Genomic DNA, 16,303 nt, shown 5'->3' on the forward strand with positions numbered 1-16,303 from the left:
AAACATCTGGTTCGCTCCCGGTGTGGCGACCGACTCGGGCGTGTCATCACGTTCATCTGCTCCCCAGTCGTTCTCCAGTCGAGTTGATCAGCTGAAGGGGGTTCTACTCTAGTTATGACTTCGGCATTTCGAAGTGCGGCCCATTTCGCCGGTGCCGCCGTAATCGCGTTGACGGCGACATTTCTGGTTGCCATGCCCGGTTCTGTCGCGCAACCGGTGGCCGGTGTTCCTGACCTCAATGCTCCTGAGGAGCAGGCTCGTGACATAGCTGTGCCGTGGGGGCTGGCGTTCCTGCCGGGCGGTGATGCGCTGGTCGCACAGCGGAATACCGGTGTGATCTCGCGGATCACGCCCGGTTCCAAGCCCACTCAGGCTTATCGGGTGCCGGGGGTGGTCGCGCGCGGCGAGGGTGGGTTGCTCGGTATCGCGGTGTCCCCGAAGTACGCCGCAAATGGTTACGTCTATGCCTATTTCACCGCCAGTGGGGACAATCGGATCGTGCGATTCCGCCTCGACGGGCAGCCGGAAGTGATCTTCAAAGGCATCGCGAAGAACACTATCCACAATGGCGGCCGAATCGCATTCGGGCCGGACGGCATGCTCTATGTCGGAGTCGGCGACGCCGGGCAGTCGAATCGGGCACAGGATCCGGCGAGTCCCAATGGCAAGATTCTCCGGCTGGACCCGGACGGTAAACCCGCGCCAGGCAACCCCACCCCGAATTCGCCGGTCTACACCCTCGGTCATCGCAATGTGCAGGGCTTGGCGTGGGATCAGACGGGACGCATGTACGCGGCCGAATTCGGTCAGGACACCTACGACGAGATCAACCTGATCCAGCCGAAGCGCAACTACGGCTGGCCCGTCGTCGAAGGCAAGGGCGACACCCAGGGCGGCCGCTATACCAACCCGCTGATCACCTGGACCACCAGTGAAGCCTCGCCGTCCGGCCTCGCGATCACCGCGAACACGTTGTACGTCGCGGCATTACGGGGCGAGCGGTTGTGGACGATACCGCAGCGAGCAGACGGCACGCTGGGCACTCCCGTGGCGCAGCTGCGTGGCAAGTACGGTCGGCTGCGCACCGTGCAGGTGGCCTCGGACGGCGCACTGTGGCTCACCACTTCCAACACCGATGGTCGCGGTGATGTCCGCACAGGCGACGACCGGATCATCCGCTTCCCGGCCCGCTGAGGCGGGTCAGCACTCGACGACCGCTACCGCCAAGCCGCCGCGCGAGGTCTCCTTGTACTTGTCGAGCATGTCCGCGCCGGTCGCGCGCATGGTCTGGATGACCTGGTCCAGCGACACGTGGTGCATACCGTCACCGCGAATCGCCATGCGGGCGGCGGTGATTGCCTTGACCGCGGCGATGCCGTTGCGTTCGATGCACGGGATCTGGACGAGTCCGCCGATCGGGTCGCAGGTGAGGCCGAGGTTGTGTTCCATCCCGATTTCGGCGGCGTTCTCGATCTGCTGCGGCGTCCCGCCGAGCACGGCGGCAAGTCCGGCGGCGGCCATTGCGCAGGCGGATCCGACCTCACCCTGGCAGCCGACCTCGGCGCCGGAGATCGAGGCGTTCTCCTTCATCAGCTGGCCGATGGCGGCCGCGGTCAGCAGGAACTCGACAACGGTGTCCTCGTCGTCGGTGATGAAACGCTGAATGTAGTGCAGCACAGCGGGAATGATGCCCGCGGCACCGTTGGTCGGCGCGGTGACGACGCGGCCGCCCGCGGCGTTCTCCTCGTTGACCGCCATCGCGTACAGCGTGACCCACTCCATCGCGCGCAGCGGGTCGTTCTCCTCCGCCTCGGCGTCCAGCCGCTGGACCAGGGTCGCCGCGCGCCGCCGCACCCGCAGGGACCCGGGCAGTACGCCACCCGTCGACATCCCGCGTTCGACGCAGCCCCGCATGACCTGCCAGATGTCGAGCAGGTCCGCTCGAACCTGATCCGCACTGCGCCAAGACAGTTCGTTGGCCAGCACAACCTCGCTGATCGACTGGCCGGTTGCCGAGGTGATCTCCAGCAGTTCGTCTGCTGAGCGGAACGGGTGCGCGACGGCGACCGGCGCGTCGCCCACGCGACCGTCGATCTCCTCTTCGTCCAGGACGAAACCGCCACCAACAGAGAAGTACTGACGCTCGAGCAGCACCTTGCCCGCATCGTCGTACGCACCGAAAAGCATCCCGTTGGTGTGGAATGCCAGCCGAGTCAGTCCGAGCAGCTCGACGTCACTGTCAACGGCGAACACGATCCCACGCGCACCGCCGAGATACAGCCGACCGGTATCGCGCGCCGCGGCAACAATGGCGCTCATCGTGTCCGGTTCGATGCTCTCCGGTTGCGCACCGGACAACCCGGCCACGATCGCCTCGACGCTGCCGTGCCCACGCCCGGTCGCACCGAGCGATCCGTACAGCTGAACCCGAACCGCGACCGCTTCGTGCAGCACGTCGGCGTCCTTCAGCCGCTCAACGAACGCGGCCGCGGCACGCATCGGTCCGACCGTGTGCGAGCTCGACGGCCCGATGCCGACCCGGAACAGGTCGAAGACGCTGATCGTCACGCCGGGTTCCGCATCCCGAGGTACAGCGGGAACTGCTTCGCCAGCGCGTCCACCCGGGCGGTCAGCTCCGCGGCGGGCCCGCCGCACAACGCCGAGGCGATGATGTCGGCCACCTCGGTGAACGCGGCGGTATCGAAGCCGCGCGCGGCCAGCGCGGGTGTGCCGATCCGCAGCCCGGAGCTGATCATCGGCGGCCGCGGATCGAACGGAATCGCGTTGCGGTTCACCGTGATTCCCAAGGTCTGCAGGAGATCCTCGGCCTGCTTGCCGTCCAGTTCGGCATCGCGCAGATCGACGAGCACCAGGTGCACGTCGGTGCCACCGCTGACCACGCCGATACCCGCGGCCCGGCAATCCTCGCCAAGCAGCCGGTCGGCGAGCAGCCGCGCGCCCGCGAGGGTCCGCTCCTGCCGATCGCGGAACGCAGGCTCGGCCGCCATCTTGAAGGCGACCGCCTTGGCGGCGATCACATGCTCGAGCGGCCCGCCCTGCTGGCCGGGGAAGACCGCCGAATCCAGCTTCTTCCCCAAATCCGCTGTGGCGAGGATGAATCCACCGCGCGGCCCGCCCAGTGTCTTGTGCGTGGTCGAGGAGACGACGTGCGCGTGCGGCACCGGCGACGGATGCAGCCCCGCCGCAACGAGTCCGGCGAAGTGCGCCATATCTACCATCAGGTACGCGCCGACTTCATCGGCGATACGCCGGAATTCGGCGAAGTCGAGGTGCCGTGGATAGGCCGACCAGCCCGCCACGATCAGCTTCGGCCGGTGCTCGTGGGCGAGACGCGCCACCTCGGCCATGTCGACCAACTGGTCTTCGGCCCGAACATGGTATGCCGCAACGTTATACAGCCGTCCGGAGAAGTTGGCCTTCATGCCGTGGGTGAGGTGACCACCGTGGTCCAGGGCCAACCCGAGGATGCCGTCGCCGGGCCGCAGCAGCGCGTGCATCACCGCGGCGTTCGCCTGCGCACCCGAGTGCGGCTGCACGTTGACGTACTCGGCGCCGAACAGCCCGCGCAGCCGTTCGATGGCCAGCGTCTCGATCTCGTCGACGTACTCGCAGCCGCCGTAGTACCGGCGTCCCGGATACCCTTCGGCGTACTTGTTGGTCAGCACCGTGCCCTGGGCCTGCATCACCGCGAGCGGCGCGTAGTTCTCCGAGGCGATCATTTCCAGTCCGCGCTGCTGGCGGCCGGTCTCCTGATCGACCAGTGCGGCGACGACCGGGTCGAATTCGCGCAGCGAAACGTCCAGTTCGGTACGAAGGGCGGAGTCAGGATCAGCCATGGGGAGCCTTTCGTCGACGCGCACGCGCGCGCGTTGGGTGTGGCTCCTCCCGCTCTGTCCTAGGGCCTGAGAGATTCACGCATTCGCGTTTGCCCCGTCGGCGAGTGCGTGGTGCACTACTTTTCAGAGTTGCCTTATGCGCAGCGGTACTGGGCCTGAGAGATTCCCGGGAGGTGTTGCTCCTTCGGCTCTTCATCACCTGGATGAAGATCTCCCGCTGCGTGTGCGGCGAGTATGCAGTTGTTTACCAGCTGTTGCGTATTGCGCAACAATCGCGCGACACGGGACTCAGTATTGTCGGCGGCCGCTCGCGTTGTCAATGGCGAACCGCGCTCTGGCTCGTCAGCCGAAGTAGCCCAGCCGGCGACTGATGTCCGCGGCGCTCGCGATCGCCTGTTCGGCCGTCGCGGCGAAGCGATCCGGGCCGAGCCGATAGGACGGGCCCGAAACACTCAATGCCGCAACGATCTCCCCACTACCGTCGAAAACCGGAGCCGCGACGGCATTCAGCCCGATCTCCAGTTCCTCACGCACACTTGCCCATCCGTGCTCACGGACATCCACCAACTGGGCGGCGAGGTCGGCGACCTTGGTCAGGGTATTGGCGGTGAAGACCTCCAGCTTCGGGCCCACCTGCTTGCGCATCGCCGCTGGCTCGAGACCGGACAGCAGCACCTTGCCGCTCGACGTGGCGTGCGCCGGACAACTCTGCCCCACCCAGGACCGCAGCGCGATCGAGCCCGTCCCGGCCGCCTCAACGATGTTGATTATCCGATTACCGTCCAGCACAGCGATATTCGTGGTCTCCCCCGTTTCGGCGGCCAGCGCGTTGCACGCGCCCTGGCTCTGCCCGACGAGATCGACCTGCGCGCTGGTGGATCCGGCCAGCCGGACGATGGAGAAGCCGAGCCGGTACTTGCCGCGGTCGGAAAGCTGCTCGACGTAACCGCGCGATTCCAGCACGGCGATCAACCGGGAGACGGTAGATTTGTGTACACCGAGTTCGGCGGCGATCTCCGTGACCCCGGCCTGGCCCAGCTTGGCGATGATCTCCAGTACGAGCAGTGCGCGATCGACCGACTGCACCGCAGCGGTCCGGCCTGTGTCCTCACCATCGTGTTTCGCCATGACGCCGTCATTCTAAGCCGACGTCATCGCGATGCCGCGGACGCGTCGCTGCACACCCGCGATCTCCCGGTCATCGACTGGCGTTGGATACTTCATCGGCCCAGGCCAGCGCGCTGTCCACATCCGAGGGCTGCAGTGCCTCACGACAGGCACCCTGCCGAGGGGCCACCAGGCGAACCGTTCGCTCGGCGCCTCGGCGCACACAGCCGAGGATCTCATCGGACCTCGGCGGTATCGATCACGTGGCCGTCGCCGGACAGGGACGGGACCGCCACCTGCCGTTCTTGTCGGTGGCTGGTGGGATACTGCCGGGTGTGGTGCGGCACACATCATTCCAGTTCTGCTTGGACCCCACGGTCGAGCAGCAGAAGGTGCTGTCGCGGCATGCCGGGGCAGCCAGGTTTGCGTTCAATCAGTGCCTGGGTGCGGTGAAATCAGCCTTGACCGTCCACACAACCGACCCAGCCGTGTCAATACCGTGGTCGGGGTTCGATCTGATCAACCATTTCAACCGATGGAAGAAAACCGAGGACGCTGGACGGGTCTTCACCGTAGATAGGACCGGTACCACCGAAGTCGCGGTGACCGGACTCGCCTGGCGCGCTCAAGTATCCCAGCAGGTATTCGAGGAAGCGGCCATCGATTGCGGTCGAGCGCTGGCAGCATGGTCGAACTCGCGTCGCGGCACCCGCAAGGGGCGCCGGGTCGGGTTCCCTCGCTTCAAGAGGAAGGGCACATCGGACCGATCATTCCGCCTGCGCAACAAGGATTCCCGAGGTAGACGGCCGTCGATCCGGGTGGGTAACAACGACTGTGCGCGATCGGTGGCGTTGCCGGGGATCGGGACGGTCAGGGTCCATGACGACACGCGCCGGTTACGGCGGATGGTGGCGTCTGGTCGGGCGAAGATCCTGTTCGCCACAGTGAGTTGGCGGGCTGGGCGGTGGTGGGTCACGGTGAACGTGGAAGCCGCCGAGTTGCATCCGCAGATGTGTCACCGGACTCGCGGGGGCACCGATCGTGGTGGCTGGGTCGGGGTCGATCGAGGATTATCGGCGTTCTTGGTCGCCGCGACAGGTGACGGCCGGGAGGTCGCCCGGATCGTGGATCCGCCCAAAGCGTTGGTGGCCGGGCTCGGTAAGCAGCGCCGTCTCGCGCGGGAGGTAGCGCGGAAGGCGAAGGGCTCCAACAACAGACGTGCGGCGGTGGCCCGGTTGGGTCGTCACCATGCACGTGTCCGCAATATCCGACAGCATTTTCTGCACCAGGTCTCCACCGAGTTGGTCAAAACCCACGACCGGCTCGTCCTGGAAGACCTGAACATCGCGGGGATGCTGCACAACCGACGTCTGGCGCGGGCAATCAGCGACGCGGGCTGGGCCGAATTCGCACGCATGATCACCTACAAGCAGGCCTGGCGCGGCGGCACAGTAGTCGTGGCGGACCGCTGGTATCCGTCAAGTCAGCTCTGTTCACGCTGCGGCGCCCGCAACAGCACACTGACTCTCACCGACCGGGTCTTCCGGTGCGGATGCGGACACGAACTCGACCGCGACCACAATGCCGCGGTCAACCTCGCCACCTGGGGCGAACAACATCACCCTTCCTAGGTCCGGGAGCCCGAAGCACGAGCCCCGGTCACCAACGTCCGCCGACAGGAAGGCACTGGCCAACACACCTGTGTGGGCGAAACCAGCCCGGATGACGCGGAAACCAACACTCACACTGTACTAGTGTGAGCCGAGGACGTCCGAGAAGGACGGTGCCTTCCAAACCTCACCGAATGGGAGCCACGCTGTAGTTCGCCCTCCGCAGACATGGCCGACTCACGTTGTCCTGATGAGATCCGCGCACTTCTCCGCCATGGCCATGACAGTAATGTTCGGGTTCACCGCGGGCAATTTCGGCATCGCGGACGCGTCGACCACCCGGAGCCGCGACACCCCCTTCACCCGCAGTTCGGGATCGAGCACCGCCAGCGGATCGTCGACCGCGCCCATCCGTGCCGTCGCGGCCGGGTGGTACACAGTGTTGTGGGTGGCGTGGATGTAGCTGATCAGCTCGTCGTCGGTGGTCGCGTCCGGTCCGGGGGCGAGTTCGGCGGCGACCCACTCGCGCAGCGGCGCCTGCTCGGCGATCTTGCGCGTCAACCGAACTCCGGCGAGCATCACCCGTTCGTCGTGGCCGTCCGGATCGGTGAAGTAGCGGGGGTCCACCTTCGGCCGGTCCCGGAAGTCGCGGCTGCGCAACCGGACCGTGCCCCGCGACCGGCCCTGCGTGACATTGGGTGTCAGGCAGAAGCCGTTGTCGGTGGTCGGGTAGCCACGACGCAGCGTGTTCATGTCGAACGGCACGCTGCCGTAGTGCATCATCACGTCCGGCACGCGCAGCGCGTCGTCGGTGGTGGCGAACAGACCGATCTCCCACCACTGCGTCGAGGTCTCGACCATCGGCCGCGCCGCGTCCCAGAACACCAGGCCTTCCACGTGATCGTCCAGGTTGGCGCCCACGCCGGGCGAATCGACCAGCACCTCGATCCCGATCTCCCGCAGGTGCTCGGCGGGCCCGATCCCGGACAGCATCAACAACTTCGGCGTATCGATGGCACCGGCGGTGACGATGACCTCGCGCCGCGCCGAGGCCGTGTCGTAGCCGATGCCGTCGGGACGTTGGTACCGGACTCCGGTCGCGCCGCGTGCGTCGTCGAACAGGATCTCGCTGACCCAGCAGCCGGTGCGCACCTCCAGATTGGGGCGTGAATCCAGCACGGGGTGCAGGTACGCGTGCGATGTCGACATGCGCGTGCCGTCCTCCGCCGCATTGATCTGGAACCAGCCCGCCCCGTTGCGCACAGTCGCGCCCCGATTGAACTGCACCGTCGGCAGTCCGACCGCCGCTGCCGCTTCGAGCACCGCGACGCCGCACGGGTCGTCCGGCGGCACGTCGCGCAGCCGGACCGGGCCGGTGCGGCTGTGCTGATCGCCGGGTGCGTCGTTGTTCTCCAGCCGGGTCACGTAGGGCAGCACATCGGCCGCGCCCCAGCCCTTCGCGCCCAGTGCGGCCCACTCGTCCAGATTCTCCGCGGGCGGCCAGAACGCGATACAGGAGTTGTGCGAGGAACATCCGCCGAGCACCTTCGCGCGAGCGTGGCGCAGATAGCTGTTCCCGCGTTCCTGCGGCTCGACCGGGTAGTCCCAGTCGTAGCCGGAATCGAGCAGATGCATCCACTGCGTGAGCTCGAGGATGGCGCGATCGCCGACGTCGGACGGACCTGCCTCCAGCAGGCACACCGACACCGTCGGATCCTCGCTGAGCCGGGCGGCGAGCACACACCCGGCCGTCCCGCCACCGGCGATCACATAGTCGAACACCGTGTCAGACATTGCTGCGCACCTCCGCGGCGTGTGAGGCAAGAGTGCCGATTCGCTTGCGGCCCTTGATCCCATACCAGGCGAGCCCGGCCCCGAGGATCGCGCCGATGTAGACGAACGCACCCCAGGTGTTGTACCAGGGTGTGCCATAAACGGATTCGCGTGGCCACGCCAGATTCAATGCCATTCCGACGCCCCACACCACGGCGATGATGTTGACGATCATCCCCCAGCGACCCATCGTGAAATAGCCACCCGCCGCGAGCTCTTTAGGCGGCCACTGACCCTGGAACCGCTTCTTCAGCATCGGCCCGGTCACCATCAGGTAGGCCAGGTAGATCATGATGATCGCGATCGAGGTGAGCACCGTGAAGATCTTCGGCTGACCGATATTGACCACCAGGATGAGCGCGGCGAGCACGCCGATCAGGATGGCGGGAACCACCGGCGTCTGGGTCTTGGGATGCACCTTGGCGAGCCGCTCGCCGAAGGGCAGCGCGTTGTCGCGGGCCATGGCGAAGGTCAACCGGATGGCGGCGGTGTGCACGGCGAGCGAACACACCGTCACCGCGATCACGATGCAGCACAGGAAGATCGTGCCGAGCGGACCCCACATCACCTGTTCGACAATGTATTGCAGGCCGCCGCTGGAGCTGCCGATCTTCGGATCGTCGAGGTCGGGGGCCGCCATCACCGCGAAGGCCAGAATCGCGCCGCCGATCACGAAGGAAGCGAGCACGGCGCGCAGGATGGCTTTGGGCGCGGTGCGCCGCGGCTCCACCGTCTCCTCGCCGAGCGAACTCGCGGTGTCGAAGCCGTACATCACATAGCCGGACGCGAGCGAGGCCACCAGGAACGCGCCGAGATAACCACCGGACTCCCCCGCACCGTAACCGTGCGTCGAGAAGAACACCTGCGGACCACGAGTCGCGTTGGCCGCCAAGATGATCGCGATCAGCACCGCCGCGATGAGCTCGATGAAGACGCCCGCACTGTTGATCATCGCCATCAGCCGGACGCCGAGCGCGTTGATCGTGGTGGTGAACACGATCATGATCGTGCCGAGCACCACCGCGTTGGTGGCGTAGTCGTATTCGCCGGTGCCGTCACCGATGATCTGGAAGCCGCTCCACAGCCGTGGCAGATTCAGCTGGAGCGCGAGCACCACCGCTGCCAGCGTCACGATCGAGGCGGTCAGCATCAACCAACCCGACGACCACCCGACGATTCTGCTGCCCAGCGACTTCGACCAGTTGTATACCGACCCGGCGACCGGATAGCGCGCGGCGAGCTCCATGAAGCACAGTGCGACGGCCAGCTGTCCGACGAAAACGATCGGCCACGACCAGAGATACGCGGGACCCGCGCTGCCGAAACCGAAATAGAACAGCTGGAACGTGCCGGTGAGGATCGAGATATAGCTGACCCCCGCCGCGAAGCTGGCGAATTTGCCGATACTTCGGTCGAGGGATTCCTTATATCCGAAATCCTCCATTCCGCTGTCGTCGGACAGACCCTGTTCCTTGACCACCATTGCTTACCGTGCCTTCCGCGGGCGGCCGTACGGGCTGTCCGGCCGAGAATTGTTACTTACGATCAGACGCCCTTGAACCACTCCGCCGGCTTAGGTGCCGTGTTGTGCCAAATGTGTTTGATTTCTTGATATTCGGCCAATCCGGTCGGGCCGAGCTCACGTCCGTTGCCGGACTTCTTGAACCCGCCCCATTCCGCACCAGCGGTGTAATAGCCGAAGTCGTTGAGCCACACCGTGCCGTGCCGCAGCGCGCGCACCACCCGCTCGCCGCGGGCCGAATCCGAGGTGCGCACACCCGCGGCCAGACCGTATTCGGTGTCGTTGCCGAGCCGGATCGCCTCGGCCTCGGTGCGGAATCGCTCCACCGTCAGGATCGGGCCGAAGGTCTCTTCCTGCACGATGCGCATCGATCGGTCGCACCGATCGAAGATCGTCGGCAGGTAGTAGCTGCCCTCCTGCAATGCGGGGTCGCTCGGCCGCGCACCGCCGGTCACCAGCTTCGCGCCCTCCGAAATACCAAGCGCGACATAGGCTTCCACCTTCGCGCGATGCTCCTCGGAGACCAGCGGTCCGGTCTCGGTCGCCGGGTCGAGGCCGGGGCCGACCCGGATCCGCTCGGCCCGGCTCGCCAGTTCCGCGACGAAGTCCTCCGCGATCGACTCCTCGACGATCAACCGGGTGCCCGCCGAGCAGACCTGACCGGAGTGCAGGAACACGCCGGTCAGCACATGGTCGACGGCGGTTTCCCAGTCGGCGTCGGCGAAGACGATGTGCGGGTTCTTGCCGCCGAGCTCCACTGCCACCTTGGTGACGTGTTCGGCGGCGACCTTGCTGATCGTCCGGCCGGTGGCGAGACCGCCGGTGAACGAGATGAAGTCGACGGCCGGGTTGTCGGTCAGCGCCGTGCCCAGCACCGCGCCGCTGCCCTGGACCAGGTTGAGCACCCCGGCGGGTACGCCCGCCTCCTCGGCCAGCCGCGCGAACTCGATGGTGCTGAGCGGGGTGACCTCGCTCGGCTTGAGCACCATGGTGCAGCCCGCGGCCAGCGCGGGCGCGACCTTCCACGACATCTGCAGCAGCGGGTAGTTCCACGGTGCGATGAGCACGCACACGCCGATCGGCTCGCGGATCACCCGGCTGATCACCGCCGGATCGCCGACATCGATCAGCCGGTCCGCCTGCACCGCGACGGCGCCCGCGTAGTAGCGGAACACCGAGATCACATCGTCGATGTCGATCTCGCTCTCCACCAATGTCTTTCCGGTGTCCGCTGTTTCGAGCCGGGCCAACCGATCCTTGTCGCGGGCCAGCAGGTCGGCGATCCGCAGCAGTAACGCCGCGCGTTCGGCGACCGGCGTCGCGGCCCAGCTCCCCTCGTCGAAGGTCGTCCGCGCGACGGCAACGGCGTCGCGCGCGTCCTCCGGTGTTGCCTCGTCCACCGTCGCCACGACGGCGCCGTTGGCCGGATCGATGATCTGCCGTACCCCGCCGTCCGCGGCATGCGCCCATCGACCGCCGATCAGCAGATCCGGATCACCATTCATCTCACGTCACCTCACGTCACCGATACGACAGGACAACCACTCGTGGAACTCCGCGATGTGATGCTCGGCGGGCACCAACACCCCGCCCTTACGGTAGGCGCGCGACGACATTGTGGGTTGCGTTCGCTCGCATGCCGCGAAATCCTGCTCGTTCACCCGGTGGAACAATTCGACAGAACGGGACACATCTCGTCCCGCGGCGACCACATCCTTGGTGTACAACCAATCACACTCGACGATAGTTCGGTCCGCGGACATCGGGAACATCCGGTGGAAAATAATGTGGTCCGGGACCAGATTGACGAAAACCGTCGGCCGGATGGTGATCGCGAAGTAGCGACGGTCCTGTTCCGGAGTAACCCCTGGCAGCCGATCGAAACCCGGCGAACCGTCGACAGTGAATCCGGCGATATCGGCACCGAATTCCGCGCCGTGGCCGACGAACACCTGCGCGGCCAGTCCCTGCGCGAATTCGGGGAGCACCTCGGTGAGTTCGGGGTGGATGGTCGCGCAGTGATAGCACTCCATGAAGTTCTCCACGATGAGCTTCCAGTTGGCCGCGACGTCATAAACAACTCGCCGGCCCACTTCGAGCGTGTCGATCTCGTAGGCGTCGATCGCGGCCGGGTCGCCGAGGCGTTCGGTGACCGCGCCCATCACCTCGTGCTCGAACACCGGCGGCTCGTCGGCCAGGCAGACCCAGGCGTAACCGAGCCATTCGCGCAGGGCGACCGGGACCAGTCCGTAGGCCACCCGATCGATGTCGGCGCCGGTGGCGTCCTTCAGGGCGGCCATGTTCGGTGCTGCGAGCAATTTGCCGTCGAGGCCGTAGGTCCAGGCGTGGTACGGGCATTGCAGGTTGCGTCGTACCTGGCCCTGGTCCTCGGTGCACAGCATCGCGCCGCGGTGGCGGCAGATGTTCAGGAACGCGCGTAAGGCGCCGTCGCGGCCGCGGACGATCAGGACGCTCTCCCGACCGACCTGGACCCGCTTGAACTGACCGGCTTGGGCGAGATCGCCGGTTCTGATGGCGCAGAACCACATTCGCTCGAAGAGCTGTTCCTGTTCGGCCGTGAAGATGGCGTCGTCGACGTACCACTTGCCACCGAGGGTGGGGATCAGGGCCGGTGTAGTCACCGGCATGTCCGCCGTCGGCCCACCCGTCGCCCGGCCACCACCCCCCATGGAATCGCTATGCGATGCTGTCTTCATTGGTCACCAGCCTCTGCGGGTCGAAGAGCGAGATGGGGTGCTTGGTCGTCGCATCGATGACCAAATCGGCCAGGATCTCCCCCACCACCGGGACGAACTTGAAGCCGTGGCCGGAGAAGCCGCAGGCAATGGTGATGCGGTTGCCGCCGGGGTGACGGGCGATGACGAAGTGCTCGTCGGGGGTGTTGGAGTACATGCAGGTCGCGGTGTGGACGCACGGTCCGGCCATCGCCGGGATCAAGGCGGCGACGCGGTCTCGCATCGCGTCGATCTCGTCTGGATGGACAACGCGATCGATGGTGTCGGACGTGCAGACGGTGCCCTTTCGGAAGAACGACGTCTTCACCCCGCCTGCCGGTCCATCGATGGCGGGGAAGCCGTATATCTGCATCCCTGAGTCGTCCTCGGCAATGTAGATCGGCTGGCCCTCGAAAGCCGCTGGGCCGCTGATCGGATCGAACCAGTACAGGACATGGCGTTCGATGGTGATCGGAATGCCGAAGTCGGCCAGCAACTTCGGCGCCCACGCGCCGGGGCAGATGAGCAGCTGGTCCGCGTGGTAGGTGGCCCGGGCTGTTGTCACGGTGACGCCGGAATCGGTTTCGGCCCAGCTGAGTACCTCCTCCCCGAACGACAGCGTCGCACCTGCTCGCAGTGCCAGGTCGATGTGCGCCTGCACCGTCAGTTCAGGGCGGGCGAAGCCGCCGTTGGGCTCGTACACCGCGATGTCGTCGTCGGCGGGGGTGAAGTTCGGGAAGCGCCGCCGGATCTCGGCGGCATCCAGGACCTCGTGCGGCAGTGACCATTCGCGGCTCGCCCGCAGGCTGCCCGCGACCGTCAGGCTGTCCGGCGGGCCGAGGTACAGGCCGCCGGTGAGCCGGATGACTTCCCGGTCGGCATCTGCGACCAGCTTCTCCCAGAGCTCGTAGGAGCGCAGCAGCAGCGGAACGTAGGCGGGGTCCTCGAAATAGGACTGCCGGACGATGCGCGAACCGCCGTGGCTCGAGCCGCGATCGTGCGCGGGGGTGTACTTCTCCAGCCCGAGCACCCGCTGCCCGCGCGCCGCGAGGTGATCGGCGGCGGCACTGCCCATCCCGCCGACGCCGATCACGATGACGTCGTAACCCTTTGTCGCCGTGGCCATGCCGCTACCTCCTGATCCTGGACATCTCGGGATCCACCACCGGCTCGGCGTGCACCGTCGCGATGTAGCGGTCGCCGAGGTACTCGACCTCGACCGCGTCGCCGACGACGACGGACGCGGGCAGCCACGCGTAGGCGATGCTGCGTCCGATGGTGGCCGAATATGCTGCGCTGGTCACATACCCGCCGAGCAGGCCGTACACGTAGACCGGCTCTTTGCCGAGGACGACCGCCGACGGGTCCTCGAAGACGATGCTGCGCAGCATCTTTGCCGGTGGCTCGGCTTGCTCGAGCGCGGTCTTGCCGATGAAGTCGGGCTTGGTCATCCGTACCGCGAAGTCGAGACCGGCTGCGGCTGGCTGGTGTTCCGCGGTCATGTCGGTTCCCCAACTGCGGTAGCCCTTTTCGATGCGCAGGCTGTTGAACGCGATCCGGCCCGCCGCGATCACCTCGTGCGCCTGGCCGGCCGCCCACAGCAGATCCCAGAGGGCGTTGCCGTATTCGGCGGTCGCGTAGATCTCCCAGCCGAGTTCGCCGACGTACGAGACACGCATCATGGTGACCGGGATGGCGCCGAGGTAGGTGTGCAGCGCCCGGAAGTACTTGAACGACTGATGCGAAAGGTCGTCGGAACACAAGGGCTGCAACAGGTCCCGCGCATTCGGCCCCCACACGCCGATACAGCAAGTGCCGCCGGTGATGTCGCGCAACGTCACCGAACCGTCGCCGGGCAGGTGCCGGGTGATCCAGTCGAAGTCCATCGGGCCGTTCACGCCCACCTGGAAACGCTGCGGATCGAGCCGGGCGACGGTGACATCGCTACGGATACCGCCTGTTTCGTCGAGCAGCAGCGCGTAGGTGACCGAGCCGACGCTCTTGTCCAGATTGTTCGTGGTGAGCCGCTGCAAGAGGTCGAGTGCGCCGGGACCCGACACCTCGTACCGGGTCAGCGGTGTCATGTCGAACATCGCGACGCGTTCTCTGGTCCAGCGCGCCTCGGCGATGGAGATCGGCGACCAGAAGTTCCTCGACCATTCGTCCCGGTCCGGGAACGGGAGCCCGTCGTCGCGAAGACGTTGTGTCAGTGCGGCATTGGCCTCGTACCAAGCCGGGCGCTCCCAGCTGCCGCCCTCGAAGAAGAACGCGCCCAGCTCCTGTTGACGGGCGTAGAAGGGACTGGTGCGCAGACCGCGCAGCTTTGTCCGAAACTGGTGCGGGTGGATGATGTCGTACACCTCGACGAAGGCCTGCGAACTGGTCTCCATGATGAATTCGCTGCTGCGCGCGACGTCTTCGAAACGATAGAGATCGCACTCGTGTACGTCGGTGCTCGGGGCGCCGTCGATGATCCATTCCGCCGTCGCTTTGGCCACCCCGGCCGAATGGGTGACCCATACGGCCTCGGCGACCCAGAAGCCCGCGAGGTCGCGGTGCTCGCCCATGATGGAGAAGCCGTCGGGGGTGAAGGAGAAGATCCCGTTGAATCCCTCTTCCGGCTTCGAATCACTCAGTGCGGGCAGCAGTTCCATCGATTCGCGCCAGGCGGGGGCGAAGTCGGTATCGGTGAAGGGCAACATCGAGGGCATCTCTTCGCCCGCGGTGTCCGACAGAAGCGTGGACATGTCGACCGGCATCGGCCGGTGGCCGTAGTAGCCGATGCCCATCCGGTCGTCGTGCACGCGGAAGTAGAGGTCCTGGTCCTGATGTCGCAGGATCGGCAGGCGCGCTGCGCCTGGAGCGCGGTCGATCAAGGCCGTCAGCTGCCCGGTCTTGGCGTATTGATGCGCCATCGGCACCAGCGGCAGCACGAGTCCGACCTTCTTCGCCAGCTCCGCACCCCAGAATCCGGCGGCGCACACGACGATGTCCGCGTCGATGACACCGTCGGCCGTCTGTACGCCGACCACTCGGCCGCCGCTCTCGGCGATGCCGAGCACCTCCTGGTTGGGCAGGAACCGCGCACCGCGGGCGGTCGCCGACCGCGCCTGGGCCTCGACCGCGCGCACCGCGTTCGCTAAACCGTCTGCGGGAGTGTGGAATCCGCCGATAACATGGTCGATATCGAGCAGCGGGTACAAGGCCGCACATTCGGACGCATCCAGCAGGCGCCCCTCGATCCCCCACGACTGCGCCCAGCCGAACTTGCGGTGCAGATCGCGCCAGCGCGCCGGCGTGGTCGCCACCTCCAACCCGCCGACCGCATCGAACGCGGGTCCGGCCGGATGATCGAGCGCGCCGAACTTCTCCGTGGTGTACCGGGCGAACTCGGTCATCGTCTTGGACGGGTTCGTCTGGAACACCAAACCTGGTGCGTGCGAAGTAGATCCACCGGTGCTGAACAGCGGTCCCCGGTCGAGCACGGTGATATCGGCCCAACCACGGGCAGCCATTTCGTCGGCCAGCGATGCCCCGACGATCCCGGCTCCGATGATGACGACTTTCGGGTGAGCCAAAGGGTGCCTCCGTTGTTGCTAGTAGCGCAACGAATTCGTATTACGCAACAAATAGTCCGCC

The 16,303-nt window shown here is 66.1% G+C and carries 11 protein-coding genes and 1 riboswitch; of the genes, 2 read left to right on the forward strand and 9 right to left on the reverse strand.

Annotated elements, in window-relative coordinates:
• The first annotated feature begins 114 nt into the window (after positions 1 to 114).
• Positions 115 to 1,194 carry a PQQ-dependent sugar dehydrogenase gene (locus tag ACQPW1_RS26595; RefSeq protein WP_433654268.1) on the forward strand — a complete coding sequence of 360 codons (1,080 nt, stop codon included), beginning with the start codon at positions 115 to 117 and terminating at the stop codon, positions 1,192 to 1,194.
• Between the two features lie 6 nt (positions 1,195 to 1,200).
• On the opposite strand, the gene ACQPW1_RS26600 is transcribed toward ACQPW1_RS26595, so the two are convergent.
• The 3 genes from ACQPW1_RS26600 to ACQPW1_RS26610 form a co-directional block, all read right to left on the reverse strand.
• A complete protein-coding gene (locus ACQPW1_RS26600) occupies positions 1,201 to 2,568 on the reverse strand; it encodes an L-serine ammonia-lyase (protein ID WP_433654270.1) in 1,368 nt (455 codons plus the stop codon).
• The gene (gene glyA / locus ACQPW1_RS26605; RefSeq protein ID WP_433654271.1) at positions 2,565 to 3,857 is read right to left on the reverse strand and encodes a serine hydroxymethyltransferase; all 1,293 of its coding nucleotides are present in this window, start codon (positions 3,855 to 3,857) and stop codon (positions 2,565 to 2,567) included. Before glyA ends, ACQPW1_RS26600 begins: the two co-directional genes overlap by 4 nt.
• Before the next feature lie 44 nt (positions 3,858 to 3,901).
• Positions 3,902 to 3,994, reverse strand: a riboswitch (glycine riboswitch).
• Positions 3,995 to 4,199: 205 nt separating this feature from the next.
• A complete protein-coding gene (locus tag ACQPW1_RS26610) occupies positions 4,200 to 4,985 on the reverse strand; it encodes an IclR family transcriptional regulator (protein ID WP_433654272.1) in 786 nt (261 codons plus the stop codon).
• A 317-nt stretch (positions 4,986 to 5,302) separates the two neighbouring features.
• Here ACQPW1_RS26610 and ACQPW1_RS26615 point away from each other — a divergent pair, with 317 nt between their 5' ends.
• Entirely contained in the window at positions 5,303 to 6,595 is a 1,293-nt protein-coding gene (locus tag ACQPW1_RS26615) for an RNA-guided endonuclease InsQ/TnpB family protein (protein WP_433665341.1), read from the forward strand.
• 216 nt (positions 6,596 to 6,811) lie between these two features.
• Here the strand turns inward: ACQPW1_RS26615 and ACQPW1_RS26620 are convergent, their stop codons facing one another.
• The 6 genes from ACQPW1_RS26620 to ACQPW1_RS26645 all read right to left on the reverse strand — a co-directional run bounded on the left by ACQPW1_RS26620 (position 6,812) and on the right by ACQPW1_RS26645 (position 16,242).
• Positions 6,812 to 8,368, reverse strand: coding sequence for a GMC family oxidoreductase (locus tag ACQPW1_RS26620; protein ID WP_433654273.1), 1,557 nt, complete (start codon positions 8,366 to 8,368; stop codon positions 6,812 to 6,814).
• Positions 8,361 to 9,890: an APC family permease gene (locus tag ACQPW1_RS26625; RefSeq protein WP_433654274.1), complete on the reverse strand. Its 1,530-nt coding sequence runs from the start codon at positions 9,888 to 9,890 to the stop codon at positions 8,361 to 8,363. Before ACQPW1_RS26625 ends, ACQPW1_RS26620 begins: the two co-directional genes overlap by 8 nt.
• A gap of 62 nt (positions 9,891 to 9,952) precedes the next feature.
• On the reverse strand, positions 9,953 to 11,434 hold the full coding sequence (locus ACQPW1_RS26630; RefSeq protein WP_433654275.1) for an aldehyde dehydrogenase family protein: 1,482 nt from the start codon (positions 11,432 to 11,434) through the stop codon (positions 9,953 to 9,955).
• A gap of 6 nt (positions 11,435 to 11,440) precedes the next feature.
• Positions 11,441 to 12,577, reverse strand: a complete 1,137-nt coding sequence (locus tag ACQPW1_RS26635; RefSeq protein ID WP_433665342.1) for an aromatic ring-hydroxylating oxygenase subunit alpha — start codon at positions 12,575 to 12,577, stop codon at positions 11,441 to 11,443.
• 49 nt (positions 12,578 to 12,626) lie between these two features.
• Positions 12,627 to 13,790, reverse strand: a complete 1,164-nt coding sequence (gene solA, locus ACQPW1_RS26640; protein ID WP_433654277.1) for an N-methyl-L-tryptophan oxidase — start codon at positions 13,788 to 13,790, stop codon at positions 12,627 to 12,629.
• A gap of 4 nt (positions 13,791 to 13,794) precedes the next feature.
• A complete protein-coding gene (locus ACQPW1_RS26645) occupies positions 13,795 to 16,242 on the reverse strand; it encodes a GcvT family protein (protein WP_433654279.1) in 2,448 nt (815 codons plus the stop codon).
• Positions 16,243 to 16,303 lie beyond the last annotated feature (61 nt).

The sequence above is a fragment of the Nocardia sp. CA-128927 genome (assembly GCF_050955855.1).
In the GTDB taxonomy this organism is placed as follows: Bacteria; Actinomycetota; Actinomycetes; order Mycobacteriales; family Mycobacteriaceae; genus Nocardia.